Genomic DNA, 19,075 nt, shown 5'->3' on the forward strand with positions numbered 1-19,075 from the left:
CCCCCATCCGCTTCAACGTGGGCCGGAGCAACTCCATGGGGTGCTTCTCCAGCGACAACCCCACCGTGTCGTAATCCGCCACCACCCGCTCCTGGACGCCCATGGGAGGCAATTGGACCGCCGTGCCATCCATGGGCATGCCGAAGAACAGGTCGTCCGCGTCCAGCGGCCCCAGCGCCTGGATCTCCCACAGCGCCTGCCTCCGCGCCCCGCACAGCGACGCCAGCGCCCCGGACAACGCCAGCCGCGTCAAGTCATGCCGGGGAATGCGCGCCCGCCGCGCCAGGTCTCCCACGCTCGTGTAGTCCCCCCGCCTCGCGGTCTCCACCGCCCGGCCCGAGGACTCGCCCAGCCCCCGCACCATCCTCAACCCCAGCCGCACCGCCCCGTCCTCCAACGTGCAGTCCCAGCTCGAACGGCGCACGTCCACCGGCCGCACCTCCACGCCGTGCCGCTGCACGTCCGCCACCAACGTGTGCGGCGCGTAGAACCCCATGGGCTGTGAATTGAGCAGCGCCGCCGTGAAGGCCGCCGGGTAGTGACACTTCAGCCAGCTGGACGCATAGGCAATCAACGCGAAGCTCGCGGAGTGGCTCTCCGGGAACCCGTAGTGCGCGAACCCCCGGAAGTGGTCGAACCACTCCTCCGCTTGCTTTCGCGTGTAGCCCTTCGCCTCGCAGCCCTCCACGAAGCGGCCCCGGTACGGGAGGATGCGCGCCTCCGCCTGCTTGTGGCTCAGCGCCCGCCGCAGGCCGTCCGCCTCTCCCGCGCTGAAGCCCGCCGCCACCATCGCGAGCCGCATCGCCTGCTCCTGGAAGAGCGGCACGCCCAACGTCTTCTGGAGGATGCCGCGCACCTCGTCGCTCGGGTACGTCACCTGTTCCTGGCCGTGCCGCCTGCGCAGGTACGGGTGCACCATGTTGCCCACGATGGGCCCCGGCCGGATGAGCGCGATCTGCACCACCAGGTCGTAGAACTCCCGGGGCTGGAGCCGGGGCAGCATGTTCATCTGCGCGCGGCTCTCGATCTGGAACACGCCCACCGTGTCCGCATTGCACAGCATGTCGTAGACCTTCGGATCCTCCGGCGGCACCGTGGCCAGGGACAGCTCGCGGCCGTAGTGCTTGTGGATCAGAGCGAAGCAGCGCGACAGCGCCGTCAACATGCCCAGCGCCAGCAGGTCCACCTTCAGGAGCCCCACCGCGTTGATGTCGTCCTTTTCCCACTGGATGACCGTGCGCCCCGGCATCGCCGCGTTCTCCACCGGCACCAGGTCCACCAGCGGCTCGCGCGTCATCACGAAGCCGCCCACGTGGATGGACAGGTGCCGGGGCACGCCCTCCAGCTCCTTCGCCACCGACAGCGTCCGCAGCACCCGCCCGTCCGTCGGTGACAGGCCCGCCTCCTGGAGCACGTCCGGCGTCACCTGGAAACCGTGCGACGACGCCACCCGCGACAGCCGGTCCACCTGATCCAACGACAGCCCCAGCGCCTTGCCCGCTTCGCGCAGCGCGAGCCGCCCCCGGTAGCAGATCACCTCGCACACCATGCCCGCGTGGCGGCGGCCGTGCTTCTCGTAGACGTACTGGAGCACCTCCTCGCGCCGCTCGTGCTCGAAGTCCACGTCGATGTCCGGCGGCTCCTTGCGCTCCATGCTGAGGAAGCGCTCGAACAACAGCCCCATCCGCACCGGATCAATGGCCGTGATGCCCAGCGCGTAGCAGACCGCCGAGTTCGCCGCGCTGCCCCGCCCCTGGCAGAGGATGCCCCGCCCCCGCGCGAACATCACGATGTCCCACAGCGACAGGAAGTACCCCGCGAAGTCCAGCGCCGCGATGAGCCGCAGCTCGTGGTCGATCTGCTTCGTCACCGCCGGAGGCACGCCCCCCGGATAGCGCGTGCGCAGGCCTGCCTCCGTGAGCACCCGCAGGTGCGCGTCCGCCGTGCGGCCTTCTGGCAGGTCCTCCTCCGGGAAGCGGTAGTGCAGCGCGTCCAGGGACGCCTCGCAGCGCGACGCCAGCTCCACCGTGCGCGCCAGCGCCTCAGGCCGGTCCGCGAACAGCCGCGCCATGTCCCCGGGGGACTTCAACGTCCGCTCCGCGTTCGGGAACAGCCGCGTGCCCGCATGATCCACCGTCACCCCGTGGCGGATGGACGTGAGCACGTCCTGGAGCACCTGCCGGTCGCGGTGGTGCGTGTGCACGTCGTTGTGCACCACCAGCGGCACGCCCAGCGCGCGGGCCAGCGCTTCCGCTCGCGCCTCCCGGGCCGCGTCCCCCGCCGACAGCGAGCGGCTCAGGCCCACGTGGAAGCTCCCGGGAAACGCCTCCGCCAGTGGAGCCACCGCCTCCAACGCCACCGGGCCCGGGAGCAGCGCGAGCAGCCCCGACGCGTGCTCCGCCACCTTGCGCCAGGGCACGCCCGCCTCGCCCTTGGGGTGCGTCATCCGGCCGTGGGACACCAGCCGGCACAGGTTCGAGTACCCGGCTGCGTCCCGCGCGTACACCACCACCGGCGGGCCGTCCTCCAGCGTCAGCTCCGCGCCCAGGAGCAGCTTCACGCCGTGCTCCTTCGCCGCGAGGTGCGCCTTCACCACGCCGTAGAGCCCGTCCCGATCCGTCAGCGCCAGCGCGGACAACCCCAGCCGGGCCGCGGTGGCCACCAGCTCCTCCGGATGGGAGGCGCCGTGCAGGAAGGAGAAGTGGGACCGGCACATCAACTCGGCGTAGCTCACGCCGGATCAGGATACTGAGCGGGCGTTCAGGCGCTAGATTGGATCTCCGTTTCGAGAGAGGGCGACTTCATGGGTTGTTCCTCTCATACGGAGGAAGCCATTGTCTCCCATTCCGCAGTCCTCTCATGCCCGGTTTGAGTTGTGATTGAAAACCGGACGAACATGGCGGGGCCGTTCGTGAAAGCCCATTGCTGCCTTTGGCGATATTCATGAGGAGGTCGCGTTGGAAGCCGTCTGCCGCGAGCCCGTGGCCCGGGGCTGGTTCGCCACCGCCATCACCGCTTCCTGGAGCGAGTCGCGCTCCACCTCCTCCAGGAAGTCTCCCAGCGCGACGTTGACCGCCTGGGGCTGCTCCAGGATGCACATGTGCCCGCCGCAGGGCAGCCGCTTGAGCCGCGCGCCCCAGATGCGCTGGTGCAGCCGCTCCGCCACCTCCGGCACCGTCACCGCGTCCTCCTCCCCCACCAGCACCAGCGTCGGCGTCTGGATGCGGTGCAGCTCCCCTTCCACGCCGCGGCGGTGGATGACGCCCTGCATTGCGCGCCACACCGCGCGCGGGTTCGCCGCCAACTGCCGGCGCAACAACGCCCGCTCCTCGGCCCGCTCCGGGTCCCGCATGAACGTGCGCCCGAAGTAGAGCGACATGATCCGATCCACCACCGGCCTCAGGCCCAGCCAGTGCGTGAGCGTCGTCAGCACCCGGTAGCGCGCCAGCGTCAGCGGCAGCTCCGCCGCGGCCGAGGAGTCCAGCAACGCCAGTGAGCGCAGGAGCTCCGGGTGCCTGGCTGCCAGCCTCAGGCCCACGAAGCCCCCCATGGACTGGCCCACGAAGTGACACGGCGCCAGCCCCAGCGCCTGGATGACCGCCACGGCGTCCTCATACACGGTGCGCAGGTCGATGACCGAGTCGCCAGGCGGGGGCTCGCTCTGCCCCTGGCCCCGGTGGTCGTACACGATGCAGCGGTAGTGGCCCCTCAGGGCCTCCACCTGCCGGTGGAACAGATGGGAGTCCCAGAGCAGCCCGTGACTGAAAAGCACCGGCTCCCCGCTCCCCCCTGTGTCCTCGTAGTACAGTCGTGCACCACGGATGGACAGGTATGGCATCTGCTTTTCCCCCGGCTTGGGCCCCCTTAGGGCCTTCCCGGAACCCACCCTCCGTTTTGATTGATTCCGGATGCCCGGCCGCCCGGTTTGACAGGGGGCCGAAGCCGCTGCCAAACAAGGACCCCATATGGACACCACCGCCTGGCAGCTCTGGTTGATCGCCGCCATCGTCCTGGGCGCGCTGGAGATCAAGCTCTCCGGCTTCGTGACGCTCTGGTTCGCGGTGGGCGCGCTGATGGCCTCCCTCATGGCCGGGGTGGGCCTGGGCCTCAACAGCCAGCTCTTCGCCTTCATCCTGGTGTCCGCCGCCCTCTTCGGCGCGTCCCGCACCATCTTCAAACACGTTTTCATGCGGGACGCCGTGCACTTGAAGACGGGCGTGGAGGCGATGCTGGGCCAGGAGGCCGTGGTCATGGAGGCGCTGGCGGACGGACACGGGGGCACCGTGCGCATCAACGGCGAGCTGTGGATGGCGCGCTCCCTGTCCGGGCCCCTGCCCGAGGGCGAGCGCGTCACCGTGGAGCAGATTGAAGGCCTCAAGTTGTGGGTGCGACGCCCGTCGGCGTCCAACGAAGTCGCGCTGCAACCGGCGCGTCGCAAGAAGAAGGAGAACGCAGGATGGGACTGACCATTGTTCTGCTCGTCGCGGCCGCGGCCGTCGTGATCGGGCTCGTCACCGGTGTGCGCATCGTTCCCCAGGCCAAGGTGATGGTCGTGGAGCGGCTGGGGAAGTTCCACCACGTGGCCTCCAGCGGCCTCAACATCCTCATCCCCTTCATGGACAGCCCTCGCGCCATGGAGATGCGCGCCGGCAACCGCTTCACGCGCAACACCCTGGTGGACCTGCGCGAGCAGGTCATGGGCTTCGAGACCGTCCAGGTCATCACCCATGACAACGTCAACATGGAGGTCGGCTCGGTCATCTACTACCAGATCGTCGATCCGGGCCGGGCGCTCTACCAGGTGGAGAACCTGGCGCTCGCCATCGAGCAGCTCACCATGACGAACCTGCGCAACGTCATGGGCGGCCTCACGCTGGATCAGACGCTCACCAGCCGCGAGACGGTCAACACCAAGCTGCGCATGGTGCTGGACGAGGCCACGGAGAAGTGGGGCGTGAAGGTGACGCGCGTGGAGCTGCGCGAGATTGAACCGCCCCAGGCCATCAAGGCCGCCATGGCCAAGCAGATGACCGCCGAGCGCGAGCGCCGCGCCGAGGTCACCAAGGCCGAAGGTGACAAGGCCGCCGCCATCCTCCAGGCCGAAGGCGAGAAGATCTCCCGCATCCTGCGCGCGGAGGCCGAGCGCGACGCGGAGATCGCCCGCGCCGAAGGCCACAAGCGCGCCGTGATGCTGGAGGCCGAGGGCAAGGCCGAGGCCACGCGCCTCACCTTCGAGGCCATCCACACCGGCCGCGCCACGCCGGAGGTGCTCGCGCTGCGCTACCTGGAGACGCTCCAGGAGCTGGGCAAGGGCGACAACAAGATGTTCATCCCCTACGAGGCCACCGCCGCGCTGGGCTCCATCGCCACGCTGAAGGAGGTGTTCGCCAAGGACGCCGCCCCGGCCGCCGCGCCCCAGCCCCAGCTCCGCGCGTCCGCTCCGTCCGCCGCCTCGATGAGCGCCCAGGCCCTGGCCCGGAACGCCGCCGCGAGCGCCACCATCCCGGCCACCCGCCGGGTGCAGCCGCCCTCGGACGAGTAGCCCCGGCCCCTTTCGGGGAATCGTTGTCAGGGCACCGGCGTTCTTTCCGTCGGTGCCCACGTCACGGCACGCGCCCGGGCTTGCCATCCGCCCGGGCCGCGCCGCATGCTCCACCTGAAGCACCGGTTGTCCACGCGGGGAGATGTCACAGGTCTTCCCCTGAACGAGGTTCGCAGACCCTTGAAGCTGTTCGCCTGAAACCCCGGTCCCCAGCTGTACCCCGCCGCCGCGCGTCCTGACGGACGTGTGCGCTGGCTTCCGGTTTCAGGAGTCGCTTCAACATGCCCTCGTCCTCCTCCGTGCGCGCGCACCGCGTCTGCTTTTCGTTCACCGATGCCATCCCCGTCCTCACCGACGTGGAGTTCCACCTCGCCTCCGGCTGGACGGGCCTCGTCGGCCCCAACGGCGCCGGCAAGTCCACCCTGCTGCGCCTGTTGTCCGGCGAGCTGAAGCCCACGTCCGGGCAGCTCCAGTTCGAACCGGACTCGCCGCTCGTGTGCCTGTGTCCGCAGGGCGTGGAGGCGCTCACGCCCGACATCACCGCCTTCGCGGACGCCTGGGACGCGCTGGCGCGCAGGCTCCAGGGCCAGCTGGGCCTGGACGTCACCGCGCTGGAGCGCTGGCCCACGCTGTCCCCGGGTGAACGTAAGCGCTGGCAGGTGGGCGCGGCGCTCGCCCGCGAGCCGGACGTGCTGCTGTTGGATGAACCCACCAACCACCTGGACGCGGAGGCGCGCGCCTGGCTGGTGGCCGCGCTGCGCCGCTTCCGGGGCGTGGGCGTCGTCGTGTCCCACGACCGCGAGCTCTTGGAGACGCTCACCCAGGCCACGCTGCGCGTGCACGGCGGCGAGGCGCACCTGTACCCGGGCGCCTACTCCGCCGCGAAGGGCCACTGGGAGGCGGAGCGCGAGTCGGAGGTCGCCGCCCACCAGCAGTCCAAGGCGGAGCGGGACCGCGCCGCGCAGCTGCTGGACAGCGCCCGGCGCGAGCACCAGGGCGCCACCCTGTCGCGCAGCACGTCGCGGCGGATGCGCAACAAGTACGACAGCGACGCGCGCGGCCTGGGGCCCTCCACGCTGGCGAGCTGGGCCGAGTCCCGCCTGGGCCACCAGGTCACCGTGAAGCGCCGCGAACTGGAGCGCGCCGAGGCCGCGGTGGGCACCTTCACCGTGGACAAGACGGTGGGGCGCTCCGTGTTCGTGGACTACGTGCGCTCGCCCAACCCGTGGCTCTTCACCTTCGACACACCGGGCCTGAAGGCCGGCGACGTGGAGGTGCTGGGCCCCACGCGCCTGGACGTGGACCGCGAGGCGCGCATCCGCATCGAGGGCCCCAACGGCGCCGGCAAGACGACGCTCCTGAAGGCCCTGCTGGAGCAGGCGCGCGTGCCTCGCGAGAAGCTCCTGTACCTGCCCCAGGACCTGGGCGCGGAGGAGACGCGCGCCCTGATCGACGCGGTGCGTGAGCTGCCTCCGGAGGAGCGCGGCCGGGTGATGTCCCTGGTGGCCGCGCTGGGGGTGGATCCGCACCGGCTGCTCGCGTCCGAACAGCCGTCACCCGGCGAGGCGCGCAAGCTGGCCATCGCGCGCGGCCTGGGCCAGCACGCCTGGGCCCTGGTGCTGGACGAACCCACCAACCACCTGGACCTGCCGTCCATCGAACGGCTGGAGGCGGCGCTGCACGACTACCCGGGCGCGCTGCTGCTCGTCACCCACGACGCACCCTTCGCCCGCTCCTGCACCACCACGCGGTGGCTGGTGGCGAACGGACGTGTGGAGGTGGAATGAGCCGCCTGACCGCCGGGATGGAGTGAAGACAGACCTCCCCGCGAAATAACGCTGAAACTTGTTTTTCGCGCCGGTGTTCCACTCCTAGAAAAGACCTGCAGTCCCGGTGGATGTCACACCGGGCCTGTATCGTCTTCTCCCCCCATTCCAGGAGTCCGTATGTCTCGGCGTACGCCGCCATGGCGGCATTCGTGTCTCTTCATCACGGGCGCGCTCGCGCTCACCGGCTGTTCCAGCGGTTCCGCCCCGGAGGAAGCGCCTCCGCTGGAGCAGCAGGCCAGTGCGCTCGTTCCCGGACCGGACCTGCGCATCACGGAGCTGACGGCTCCGGACAGCGCGAAACCCGGCCAGCCCGTCACCGTCACCGCGAAGGTCTGCAACACCGGTGACCAGGCCGTGTACTCCAGCGCCATGCTGGAGGTGTACCTGTCCACCACGCCCACGCAGCAGGTGCCGGGGCCGGGGACGCAGCCGCCTCCCACCCAGCAACTCACCCAGGGCCAGACGGACGTGGGAACGGTGTACGCGGGCCAGTGCGTCAGCCGTTCGTTCAACATCTACGTCAGCCCTCCTTCGGGCTTCACGGGCAACGGCACCTACTACCTGGGGGCCAGCGTCGACACGCAGAACGCGGTGCCGGAGTCGGACGAGACGAACAATGGCTTCGTGAAGGGCCTGATGGGCGTGGGCAACCGACCGGACCTGGTCGTCACGCGGGTGGACGCACCGCCCAACCTGGCGCCGGGCCAGGCCTTCAGCGCGTCCGCGACGGTGTGCAACGTGGGCACGGAGTACAGCTCCGGCGGCTCCGTGGAGCTGTACCTGTCCTCGGTGAACGGGCTGACGCTGCCGCCGCTGTCCGGCCCGCCCCCCGTCCCCGTCACGCAGCTGATGGTCGGGAGCGCCCTCATGGGCAGCCTGGAGACGGGCCAGTGCCGCGCGGTGCCGCTCACCGGCTACGCCCAGAGGCCGCCCTCCGCGCCGCCGGGCACGCCTCTGTACCTGGGCGCCATCGCGGACCCGTCGCGGAGCGTGACGGAGCTGCGCGAGGACAACAACACGTTCGTGCAGGGACTGGTGGGCGTGGGCAATGGCCCGGACCTGTCCATTCGCTCCGTGACGGGGCCCGCGAGCGCGCGCCAGGGCGACTCCTTCCCCGCGACGGTGACGGTGTGCAACGAGGGCACCGCGTCTTCTCCCCAGGCCGACGTGAGGGTGTTCCTGTCCACGGTGCCGTCGCTGGCGGCCCCGGGAACGCAGCCCCGCCCCTTGACTGAATTCCCGGTGACGAGCTTCAGCGTGCCGGCGCTGGTGAGCGGCCAGTGCGCCACCCGCACGGTGCAGGGCCCCGCCAACCGCCCGCCCGCGAATCCCAGCGAGCAGCCCCTGTACCTGGGCGCCATCGTGGACCTGCCGCAGGGCGTGGTGGAGCTGCGCGAGGACAACAACACCCGCGCGGACACGCTGATGGGCATGGGCGCGCGGCCCGACCTCACTGTCGTCTCGCTGGACGCCCCCTCCAACGCGCCGTCCTACGGGACGCTCGCGGTGTCCGCGAAGGTCTGCAACGTGGGCACGACGCGGTCCACCGACGTGCCGGTGGAGGTGTACGTCACGAATGAGCCCTCGCTGAGCGTCGTGTCCGGTCCGCCGCCCATGTCCCGCATGCCGGTGGGCACGGTCAACGTGCCGGCGCTGGAGCCCCTGGAGTGCGTCACGCGGCTGGTGAGCGGCTACTCCAACGTGCCGGGCGGGACGGCCATGCCGAACCCCGTGCTGTACGTGGGCGCCATCGTGGACCCGATGTCGTCTCTCCAGGAGCTGCGCGAGGACAACAACGTGTCTCCGCTGTCCCGCATCGGCCTGGGGTACGGCCCGGACCTCGTCGTGCGCACGCTGACGGCGCCCTCGAGCGTCAAGCCCGGCACCTCGCTGTCGACGGACGTGAAGGTCTGCAACGAGGGCACCCAGCCCTCGTCGGCTTCGACGGTGGGCCTCTTCCTGTCCACCACGGCCTCCGTGACGTCGTCCATGCAGTACCCGCCGTCACCGTCCCAGGTGATGGTGGGCACGGTGGAGGTGTCGTCGCTTTCGCAGGGCACCTGCGTGCTGTACCCGAAGACGGTGTACGCCGCCCTCCCCCCGGCGGCCACGCCCACGCAGCCGCTGTACCTGGTGGCCGTGGCGGACGTGAACCAGCAGCAGCTGGAGCTGCGCGAGGACAACAACACCCGCGTCGCCGGCACCCTCATCGTGGGCAATGGCCCGGACCTGGTGGTGACGGACGTCACCGGCCCCTCCAGCGCCATCCCGGGCGGCCCCCTCACCCTCAACGTCAAGGTCTGCAACGTGGGGACCGAGCCGGCGGGGCCCTCGTATGCGATGGGCGTCCTGGCCATGGAGGAGATGCAGTCCAATCCGTACCTGCCTCCCGCGTCCTCGGAGGCCTATGTCGGAATGACCTCCGTGTCCTCGCTCGCCGTGGGCCAGTGCGTGACGACGGCCGTGAGCGGCTCCGCGTCCACGGTGCCCAACGCGGACCCCGCTTCCCCGCGCTACCTGGGAGCCCGCGTGGACATGTCCAATCAGGTGGTGGAGCTGCGCGAGGACAACAACACCCGCATGACGTCGCGGATCGTCGTGGGCAGCGGCCCGGATTTGGTCGTCCGCTCGGTGACGGCGCCCCCGGCCCTGCCGCAGTACGGCTCCTTCACCGCGCAGGTGCAGGTCTGCAACGAGGGCAACGTGTCCACGTACGGCTCCGTGCCGCTGGACCTGGTCATCACCACGGAGACGTCCCTCTACACGCCCGGACAGGGGCAGCCTCCGTTCACCCAGGTCCAGATCCCCGTGGGGGGCGCCATGGTGCCCACGCTGTCCGTGGGCCAGTGCACCACGCTGTCGATCCAGAGCTCCGTGGTCCGCCCCTCCGCGGCCACCTCCGGACAGTCCCTGTACCTGGGCGCCCTCGTCGACGGGCCGAACTCGCTGCTGGAGCTGCGTGAGGACAACAACACCCTGACGCGGGCCACGCCCATCGGCCAGGCGCAGTAAAGGAATTCCTCCAAGAGGAAATCCCTATCATTTGAGATGGGATTCGCCGGCCGGAGGCCTTCATGTCTCCGGCCGGCGTTTGTCTTTTCTGGCGGGAGAATCTTCGTGGCTGGTTTGAATTTCATCGGCTCCGCGCCGTTGAGGAAATCCCTTGGATGTCCCCGCGACGTTGAACCGGGCCCGGCGGCCAGCGCGCGTGGAGGAGCCGCGGTTCGTTCCTGAGCTGCGGGCGGACAACAACACCTTCGTGAAGGGACTGGTGGGCCTGGGCAACGGCCCGGACCTGGTGGTCCGGTCGCTGAAGGCGGCGGCCAACGTCGCACCGGGGATGCACTTCCCCGTCGAGGCGACGGTATGCAACGTGGGAACGGCGGACCTGGGCGGCTCCGCCCGGCTGCAGCTGGCGCTGTCCTCGGAGAACGCGGTGGTCTTCCCGGCGCTCCCCGCGCCGTTCGACTCTCGGACCCAGGTCCCCGTGGGGAGCGCGGACGTGTCGGTCCTGTCCGCCGGCCAGTGCAAGACGCTGACGGTGGACGCCATCGCCTCCCGGCCCCAGGAGGCAGGGCCGCACCAGGCCCTGGCCCTGGACGCGGTCATCGACGCGAACCGGACCGTGCCAGAGCTGCGTGAGGACAACAACGTCCTCACCCAGGGCCTGGTGGGCGTGGGCTTCGACGCGGACCTCGTCATCACGGACGTGAAGGCGCCCGCGAACCTGCGCGACGGCCAGCCCTTCACCGCGAGCTACACGGTCTGCAACGTGGGCCTCAGCCCCGCGTCCTCCACCGGCGTGGCGATGTACCTCTCCGTGGACGCGGCGCCGCCCGCGGTGGCCCCCTGGCAGTCCCAGGGTCCCCTCCCCGGGTACGCGTTCCTGGGACGGTCCTCCATCAACACGGACCTGACGCCGGGCCAGTGCACCACGCAGAGCGGGACGTTCCATGCCCTGCGCCCCATGGAGCTGGGGCCCCTGCCCCTGTCCTCCACGCTGAACCTGAGCGCGGTGATGGACGGCCCGCCCGACGCGCGCACGGACAACAACGGCTTCGCCGTGGGTCCCGTGGGCGTGGGCTTCGGCCCGGACCTCGTCGTCACCGAGCTCCAGGGGCCCGCCAGCGCGCGGCCCTGGAACACCTTCACCAGCACCGTGAAGGTCTGCAACGTGGGCACGCAGCCGACGCCCGGGACCTCGCAGGTGGCCGTCTACCTGGGTACGGGCAACACCCTGCCGGCACCCCTGGCGCAGAGCGGCTCGCCGCCGTCTCCCGACGGTACCGTGGCGCTCGTGGGCACGGTGAGCGTGCCGTCCCTGGGTGAAGGGGCCTGCGTCACGCAGAGCCTCACCGGACGGGCGACACGTCCGGAGCAGGCCACGCCGCTGCAGCCGCTGTACCTGGGCGCAGTCGTCGACCCGGGGGTGGCCCAGCAGGAGCTGCGCGAGGACAACAACACGTTCGTCGCGGGCCTGATGGGCGTGGGTGAGGCGCCCGACCTGGTCGTCACGGGGCTGACGTTCCCTGACACCGTCGCGCCGATGGAGCCGTTCACCGCCACCGCGCGCCTCTGCAACGCGGGCACGGAAGGCTCGAGCATCGTCCCGATGATGTTCGTGGTGTCCACGGAGGTGAACTGGACGCGGCCTCCACCGGGTACGCCGTTCCCTTCGATGGACCAGCACATGGCGGGCATGGCGAACGCTCCGTCGCTCCAGGCCGGCCAGTGCCAGGACGTGCCGGTGACGCTGCACGCGAACCGGCCGTGGAGTGCGCCCGTGCACGCGCCGCTGTACCTGAGCGCCGTCTTGGATCCGTTCCAGGACCCGCTGGACCTGCGCCGGGACAACAACGTGTCCCCGGGGCGGAGGCTGGGCGTGGGCACCGGGCCGGACCTGGTCATCACGTCGCTGACGGGCCCCGTGAGCGCGTTCGGTCCGCTCGACCTGGGTGTCACCGTCTGCAACCTGGGCGCCGAGGCCGCGCCTGGGACTCGGGTGACCCTGCACCTGCTGACAAAGCCCTCGCTGACGCTGCCGGCCCCGAACGTGCCCGTCCCACTGGAGGAGCTGCTGGGTGAAGCCACCCTTCCGCCCGTGGCGGCGCACGCCTGCGTCACGCAGACGGTGAACGCGTTCATCTCTGGAGCTGGCATCGGGATGCCGGGCACGCAGACGTTCTTCCTGGGCGCCAGCGTGGACCGCGCCCGGGATCTGCCGGAGGTGCGCGAGGACAACAACACGTTCGTCGGTCCGCGCATCGGCGTGGGGTTCGCCGCGGACGTCGTCATCACCGCCATGGGCGGGCCGGACCAGGTCCAGCCGTGGGCGGCGATGCAGGTGCCCGTCACCGTCTGCAACCAGGGAACGATGACCGCGCCGCCCCACACAGTGGACCTGCTGCTCTCCACGGTGGCCACGCTGCCGGCGTCCGCCGTCCAGGGTGAGCCCGTGGAGTCGCCCACGCTGTCGCGGCTGGGCTTCGTGCAGGTGCCGCCGCTGGCTGTCGGTGAGTGCGTCTCGGTGGAGGGCTCCGTCAACGCCGTCCCGCCGCAGGCGGCACAGCCGGGCGCGGCCCTCTACCTGGGGGCCTCCGCGAGGCTTTACGACTCCGAGCTGCGCAAAGACAACAACGGCTTCGTGCGCGGCACCCTCACCGTGAGCAACACGCCGTAACCGCGCTTCACGGCACGTAGGACAAGTGGACGTCGGCCGGGGTCTTCACGAACCCGGCCGGCGTTTGCCTTTTCCAGGCCACGCATCCAACACGCTGGGTTTGAAGCGCATTGGCTTTTCGCATGTCAGGGCATCCATTTAGTGTCGTCATGGCGCCAGACCTGGCCCGGCGGCCGGCGTCTGGTTGATTGCACATTCCCCCAAGGAGAACACATGCAACGGCTCTCGCCGTCATGGAGACACACGTGTCTGCTCATCGCGGGCACGCTCGTCATCACCGGCTGCGGAAGTGAAGGCGCGTCGTCGAGCGTGAAACCCGCTCGCGATCAAAGCCATTCCCTGGACCACGAAGCGGACCTGGTCATCACCGAGCTTCTCGCTCCTGACAGCGTTCGCGACGGGCATGACTTCACCGCCACCGTGAAGGTCTGCAACCAGGGCACCGCGGCCGCGTACCCTCAGAGCGGCGGCACGTTCCTGCAGCTGTACCTGTCCACGACCCCCACCCAGCAGGTGCCCGACCCCAACGCTCCACCCCCGACCCAGCAGGTCACCGTGGGCGAGAAGGACGTGGGGCCGCTGGAGCCCCACCAGTGCGTCACGCGCACCGTGACCGCCAACGCGCAGCTGCCCCCCGGGCAGCCCGGCACCGCCTTCTATCTGGGCGCCAGCATCGACACGGGGCAGTCCGTGACGGAGCTGGATGAGACGAACAACGGCTTCGTCCGCGGCCTGATGGGCGTGGGCCTGGGCCCGGACCTCGTGGTCTCCGAAGTGCACATGCCCGCGAGCGTCCGGCCGGGAACGCCCCTCCTCGCCGACGTGCGCGTCTGCAACGTGGGCACGGAGGAGTCGCCCTATTCCGAGGCGGAGCTCTACATCTCCACGCTGGACACCCTGAGCCTTCCCACGCCAGGCGCGCCGGTGGATGTCCAGGCGCCGATGGGCATCGTCCCCGTGCCGCCGCTGGAGGCGGGCCGCTGCTTCACGGTCCGGACGCAGGCGTTCCCGCAGAGTCCCCCGGCGGCCACCCAGCCCGGGCAGCCGCTGTACGTGGGCGCCATCATCGACCCGCGGCAGCAGCACCCCGAACTGCGCGAGGACAACAACACGCGCGTCGCGGGCCGGCTGAGCGTGGGCGACAAGGCCGACCTGGTGGTCACCGACATGACGGGGCCCACGAACATCGGCCCGGGGCACTCGTTCTCCGGATCCGTGACGGTGTGCAACGTGGGCACGGACCGGGCCATGGATGTACGCGCGGACGTGCTGCTGTCCACGGAGTCCCCGCTGCCTGCTTCGCAGCAGCCCGGCGCCCTGACGGAGTCCTTCGTCGGCCAGGCGCAGGCGCCGGGGTTGGATGCGGGACGGTGCGTCACGCTGCCGGTGTTCGGCGTCACATTCCCGCCCCCGGCCTTCCAGCATGGCGGTCCGCTGTACCTGGGCGCGCGCGTGGACGGGCTGCAGTACGTCCCGGAGCTGCGTGACGACAACAACACCTTCACGAAGGGCACCGTGCGCGAGGGCTATCGCCCCGACCTGGTGGTGCGGTCGCTGAAGGGCCCCACCAACCTCCCGGATTCCTATTCGTTCCCCGTCGAGGCGCAGGTCTGCAACGTGGGCACGGCCAACCTGTCTGGCTACGCCCACCTGGAGCTCTTCCTCTCCACGGAAGCCTCGGTGACGCTCGCGCCGTTGTATGGGCCCTACCCTACGCAGACCCAGGCCCCGGTGGGCGGAGCGGACGTGACCTACCTCCCCGCCGGCCAGTGCCAGACGGTGCAGGTGAACGCCTACCGCAACCTGCCCATGGAGGCGCAGCCGGGTCAGCCCCTGTACCTGGGCGCGGCCATCGACACGGTCCATAACGTCCAGGAGATGGACGAGGACAACAACACGTTCATCCAGGGACTGGTGGGCACGGGACCGGACGCGGACGTGGTGATCACCGACGTGCGCGCCCCCGCGGACCTCCAGGACGGCCAGCCCTTCAGCGCGACCTATACGGTCTGCAACCAGGGCACGGCCCCCGTGTATAGCTACGGGGTCTCGCTGTTCCTCTCCACGGAGACCGCGCCGCCCGTGTCGCGGCCGTATCCGGCGCCCCCCGTGTTCGCGGAGCTCCCGCGGGCCTACGCCTTCCAGGGCCGCGCCCAGGCCTACGCAATGCTGGCGGCCGGGCAGTGCACGACCCAGCGCTCCACGTTCCAGGCCTCGCGTCCGGTGGACTCGATGCTCTCGCCGTTCGAGCGGCCCCTGAACCTGAGCGCGGTCGTGGACATGCAGCAGTTCGAGCCGCGCGTGGACAACAACGGCTTCGCCGCGGGCATCGTCGGCGTGGGCAACGGGCCGGACCTCGTCATCACCGAGTTCCAGGGGCCCGCCAGCGTGCGGCCCGGGGAGACCTTCACCAGCAAGGTGAAGGTCTGCAACGTGGGCACGGGGCCGCTGAGTGGCGGCGCGCGCGTGGCGGTCTACTTGAGCGTGGACGACACGCTGCCGGCGCCGGATCCGCTGGCGTTCCCGCCCATGCCGATGGGCGGCCAGAGGTTCGTGGGTGACGCGTCCCTGCCGTCGCTGGGCGCGGGGGCCTGCACCACGCGGCAGATCTCCGGGTGGGCGGATGCACCGCCCGACGCGGTTCCGTTCCGCCCGCTGTACCTGGGGGCCGTCGTCAACCGGGAGGCGATTCCGCAGGAGCTGCGCTGGGACAACAACACCTACGTGGCGGGCGCCATTGGCGTGGGCTACGGGCCGGACCTGGTGGTCACCGCGGTGCAGGCACCCTCCACCGTCGCGCCCTGGGAGCCGTTCGCCGCCACCGTGCGCGTCTGCAACGTGGGCACCGACCCCGTGAACTCCACCGAGGTGGCGCTCGTCGTGTCCACGGAGGAGACCTGGAACCTGCCTCCGCCGGGCTCACCGCCGCCGTCCCCCAACGATCCCAACCAGTTCATGGCGGGGTACCTGAACGTCGCGCCGCTCGATGCCGGACAGTGCGTGAGCGCCATGGGGATGGTGTCCGTCGACCGGCCCTCGGGAGCGTCACCGGAGCAGCCCCTGTACCTGAGCGCCGTCGTGGATCCGTTCCAGGGCCGGACGGAGCTGCTCGAGGACAACAACGTCTTCGTGAAGGGGCGCCTGGGCGTGGGGTCGGGGGCCGACCTGATCATCACCGCGCTGACGGCGCCCGCCAGCATCCGGCACGGCCAGTCCTTCACCGCCACCGTCACCGTCTGCAACCAGGGCTCCCTGGCCTCGTGGGACAGCCTGCCGGTGACGCTGCAACTGCTGCCCCATCCCCAGCTGTCCCTGCCTCCGCAGGGCGGCGCGAACCAGGTGCCCCCCGATGAGTTCCTGGGCGAGCTCGTCATCCCCAATCTGGCCGGGCACACCTGCCTCACCCTGCCGGTGACCGGCAACTTCTACGGGTACACGAGCGCGGATCCGCTCACGTACTACGTGGGGGCCACCGTGGACCGGTACTGGATTGCCCCAGAGGTGCGTAAGGACAACAACACCTTCGTCGGGCCGCGCGTCGGCGTGGGGAACGCGCCGGACCTCGTCATCACCGCGATGGGCGGGCCGGAGAATCTCGAGCCTTATGGACAGGCCCAGGTCCCCGTCACCGTCTGCAACCAGGGCACTCAGCCCTCTTCCACCCAGACGGTGGAGTTCTTCCTCTCCACGTCGTCCACGCCGCCGGAGCTGACCTTCCCCGGTGGAGATCCGGCCTCCAGCGTGTCCCTGGCGGGAGCGGTGGAGATTCCGTCCCTCCCCGAGAACGCGTGCGTCACGCGCGAAGGCACCCTCAACGCCAATCCACCGGCGGATCCGGAAGCGCCCCTCTTCGTGGGGGCCTTCATTCGCGCAGGGTCTCCCAACGACGAACTGCGCACGGACAACAACGCCTTCGTGCGGGGCCGCATCGGCGTGGGGTACGGGCCGGACCTGGTCGTCACGGAAGTCACCGCGCCGTTCGCCGTGCGCAGGGGAGAGATGTTCTCCACCACCGTGACGGTCTGCAACCAGGGCACGCAGCCCTCGGGGTGGAACAGCCAGGTGAAGCTCCTCCTCTCCACCCAGCCCACCCTGGCGTTCCCGGACGAGATGCCGTCCTCCTCCACCCAGGTGACCCTGGGCGATGTGGACGTGGACTCTCTGTCCGTGGGGCAATGCACGACGCGCCAGCTCTTCATCACCGCGGACACGCTGCCCGGCTACCAGGGCTCCGGGCTGTTCTACCTGGGCGCGCTGGTGGACTCGCAGCGGTCGGTGACGGAGCTGCGCGAGGACAACAACGCCTTCGTCGAGAACTTCCTCGCGGTGCTGCCGTAGCGCTTCCACGCCGCACGTAGGACACGCGGGCGTCGGCCGGGGTCTTCACGAGCCCCGGGCGGCGCCCGCCGCCGTTTCGCGCAGGCCTCAGCGGGCGGTGCCGCTCCACTCGCGGTACCACGCCACCAACCGGGCCACGCCCGCGTCCACGGACACGCGCGGCCTGAAGCCCGTCTCCGCCTCCAGCCGCGAGGTGTCCGCCCACGTGGAGACCATCTCCGCGGGCGCCGAAGGCACGGACGTCACGCGGGCCTTCGTGCCCCAGTGCCGCTCCAGCAGGCCCACGAAGTCCCCCAGCGCCACCGGCTCGCCGTGGCCCACGTTGAGAAGCCGGTGCGGCGGGCTCCCCGAGGGAGGCCGGTCCAGCACGCGCAGCACGGCCTCCGCCACGTCGTCCACGAAGGTGAAGTCGCGCCGCATGCGCCCGTCGCCGTGCAGCCGCAGGGGCTCACCCTTCGCCAGCGCGCGCAGGAACAACAGCGGCGCCATGTCCGGACGTCCCCACGGCCCGTACACCGTGAAGAAGCGCAGGCCGCTCGTGGGCAGCCGGTGCAGGTGGCTGTACGCGTGCGCCATCAACTCGTTGGCGCGCTTGGTGGCGCCGTAGAGGTTGAGCGGTTGATCCACGGGCGCGTCCTCGCGGAACGGAGCGGGCGTGGACGCGCCGTACACGGAGCTGGAGGACGCGTAGACCAGGTGCTGGACGCGCGCCTCGCGGCAGGCCTCCAGCACGCGCACGAAGCCCGTCACGTTGGTGTCCGCGTACGCCGGAGCCTCCGCGTCCGGGGCCCGCACGCCCACCCGCGCGGCCAGGTGCACCACGCCCTCCGGACGCGCGGCCGTGAACGCTTCACCCAGCCGGGCCGCGTCGGTGATGTCCCCGGACAGGAAGGTGAAGCCACGCGCACCGGACAGCCGTTGGAGGCGCGCGCGCCGCAGCGCCACGTCCCCAGGGGCCGCGTCCAGCGCGTCCAGGCCCACCACCGTGTCACCTCGGGAGAGGAGCCGCTCGCAGACGTGGGCGCCGATGAAGCCCGCCGCGCCCGTCACCAGGACCCGCATGCCCCCCTCGTCACGCGCGAAAGAAGGACAACCACCGTCACGGCACCACCTGCACCGCGTCGATGACGGCCCGGCGCAGGAACGAGTTCCAGTCCGTCGCGGACTGGTAGGCGCTCACCACGGGCTGCGAGCGGAACGTGTCCGTCCAGAGCACCTGGCCGTTGGGGTCCACCATGCCCAGCCGCAGCACCACGTCCACCCGGCCCAGCACCGTCGCGCCGGACACGTCCAGCCAGTCCAGGATGACCACCACCGCGGCCTCGGCCTTGTTCTGCTGGACGAAGGAGGACACCTCGTCCGTGAGCGGCACCGGGGCCTGGGACTGGCGCGTGGCCACGACCTCGAAACCGCGAGAGAGGAGCTCCGCCTCCGTCTGGCGGGCCAGCACCGTGCGCGGGTTGCTCTCTCCGATGATGTCCTGGCGGAACGTGCCCGTGGGCAGCACGTCCACGCGCGAGCCCGCCACCACCACCACCTTGCGGATGCTCCCCTCCGGGCGCACCTGCCGTGCGGCGCAGGCCGGAAGGACGAGGGACACGAGCAGCAGCGGGAGGAGTCGTGCGGGGCGCATGCCGTCACGCTAGGCCACAAGCGGCGGGGCCTCCACCCCGACCGCACCCGCCC

General features: G+C 70.5%; 10 protein-coding genes. 6 read left to right on the forward strand and 4 right to left on the reverse strand.

Annotated features, from left to right (window positions below; translation table 11 throughout):
• Window positions 1-2,734, reverse strand: a 2,734-nt coding sequence (locus D7Y15_RS35175; protein WP_121755320.1) for an error-prone DNA polymerase, incomplete at its 3' end; no start/stop codon positions are given.
• Window positions 2,735-2,941: 207 nt separating this feature from the next.
• A complete protein-coding gene (locus tag D7Y15_RS35180; protein WP_120579571.1) occupies window positions 2,942-3,838 on the reverse strand; it encodes an alpha/beta fold hydrolase in 897 nt (298 codons plus the stop codon).
• Window positions 3,839-3,965: 127 nt separating this feature from the next.
• On the opposite strand from D7Y15_RS35180, the gene D7Y15_RS35185 reads away from it, so the two are divergent.
• From D7Y15_RS35185 to D7Y15_RS35210, 6 genes are all read left to right on the forward strand, one after another.
• On the forward strand, window positions 3,966-4,466 hold the full coding sequence (locus tag D7Y15_RS35185; RefSeq protein WP_120579570.1) for an NfeD family protein: 501 nt from the start codon (window positions 3,966-3,968) through the stop codon (window positions 4,464-4,466).
• A complete protein-coding gene (locus D7Y15_RS35190) occupies window positions 4,457-5,542 on the forward strand; it encodes an SPFH domain-containing protein (RefSeq protein ID WP_120579569.1) in 1,086 nt (361 codons plus the stop codon). Before D7Y15_RS35185 ends, D7Y15_RS35190 begins: the two co-directional genes overlap by 10 nt.
• A 281-nt stretch (window positions 5,543-5,823) precedes the next feature.
• Entirely contained in the window at window positions 5,824-7,329 is a 1,506-nt protein-coding gene (locus D7Y15_RS35195; protein ID WP_120579568.1) for an ATP-binding cassette domain-containing protein, read from the forward strand.
• 159 nt (window positions 7,330-7,488) lie between these two features.
• Window positions 7,489-10,383 (forward strand): CARDB domain-containing protein, encoded by a 2,895-nt coding sequence (locus D7Y15_RS35200; RefSeq protein WP_121755321.1) that lies wholly within the window; start codon window positions 7,489-7,491, stop codon window positions 10,381-10,383.
• A gap of 151 nt (window positions 10,384-10,534) precedes the next feature.
• Window positions 10,535-13,051, forward strand: coding sequence for a CARDB domain-containing protein (locus D7Y15_RS35205; protein WP_121755322.1), 2,517 nt, complete (start codon window positions 10,535-10,537; stop codon window positions 13,049-13,051).
• Window positions 13,052-13,264: 213 nt separating this feature from the next.
• The gene (locus D7Y15_RS35210; RefSeq protein WP_121755323.1) at window positions 13,265-17,389 is read left to right on the forward strand and encodes a CARDB domain-containing protein; all 4,125 of its coding nucleotides are present in this window, start codon (window positions 13,265-13,267) and stop codon (window positions 17,387-17,389) included.
• 87 nt (window positions 17,390-17,476) lie between these two features.
• On the opposite strand, the gene D7Y15_RS35215 is transcribed toward D7Y15_RS35210, so the two are convergent.
• Both D7Y15_RS35215 and D7Y15_RS35220 read right to left on the reverse strand, forming a co-directional pair.
• Entirely contained in the window at window positions 17,477-18,451 is a 975-nt protein-coding gene (locus tag D7Y15_RS35215; protein WP_121755324.1) for an NAD-dependent epimerase/dehydratase family protein, read from the reverse strand.
• A 37-nt stretch (window positions 18,452-18,488) separates the two neighbouring features.
• Window positions 18,489-19,022 (reverse strand): hypothetical protein, encoded by a 534-nt coding sequence (locus D7Y15_RS35220; protein WP_121755325.1) that lies wholly within the window; start codon window positions 19,020-19,022, stop codon window positions 18,489-18,491.
• Window positions 19,023-19,075 lie beyond the last annotated feature (53 nt).

Source organism: Corallococcus sp. AB030 (genome assembly GCF_003668965.1).
GTDB classification, from domain to species: Bacteria; Myxococcota; Myxococcia; order Myxococcales; family Myxococcaceae; genus Corallococcus; species Corallococcus exiguus.

Coding starts and splice junctions, on each gene's coding strand:
- D7Y15_RS35200 (WP_121755321.1), top strand. CDS start 7,489: ATGTCTCGGCGTACGCCGCCATGGCGGCATTCGTGTCTCTTCATCACG.
- D7Y15_RS35220 (WP_121755325.1), bottom strand. CDS start 19,022: ATGCGCCCCGCACGACTCCTCCCGCTGCTGCTCGTGTCCCTCGTCCTT.
- D7Y15_RS35190 (WP_120579569.1), top strand. CDS start 4,457: ATGGGACTGACCATTGTTCTGCTCGTCGCGGCCGCGGCCGTCGTGATC.
- D7Y15_RS35180 (WP_120579571.1), bottom strand. CDS start 3,838: ATGCCATACCTGTCCATCCGTGGTGCACGACTGTACTACGAGGACACA.
- D7Y15_RS35185 (WP_120579570.1), top strand. CDS start 3,966: ATGGACACCACCGCCTGGCAGCTCTGGTTGATCGCCGCCATCGTCCTG.
- D7Y15_RS35195 (WP_120579568.1), top strand. CDS start 5,824: ATGCCCTCGTCCTCCTCCGTGCGCGCGCACCGCGTCTGCTTTTCGTTC.
- D7Y15_RS35215 (WP_121755324.1), bottom strand. CDS start 18,451: ATGCGGGTCCTGGTGACGGGCGCGGCGGGCTTCATCGGCGCCCACGTC.
- D7Y15_RS35210 (WP_121755323.1), top strand. CDS start 13,265: ATGCAACGGCTCTCGCCGTCATGGAGACACACGTGTCTGCTCATCGCG.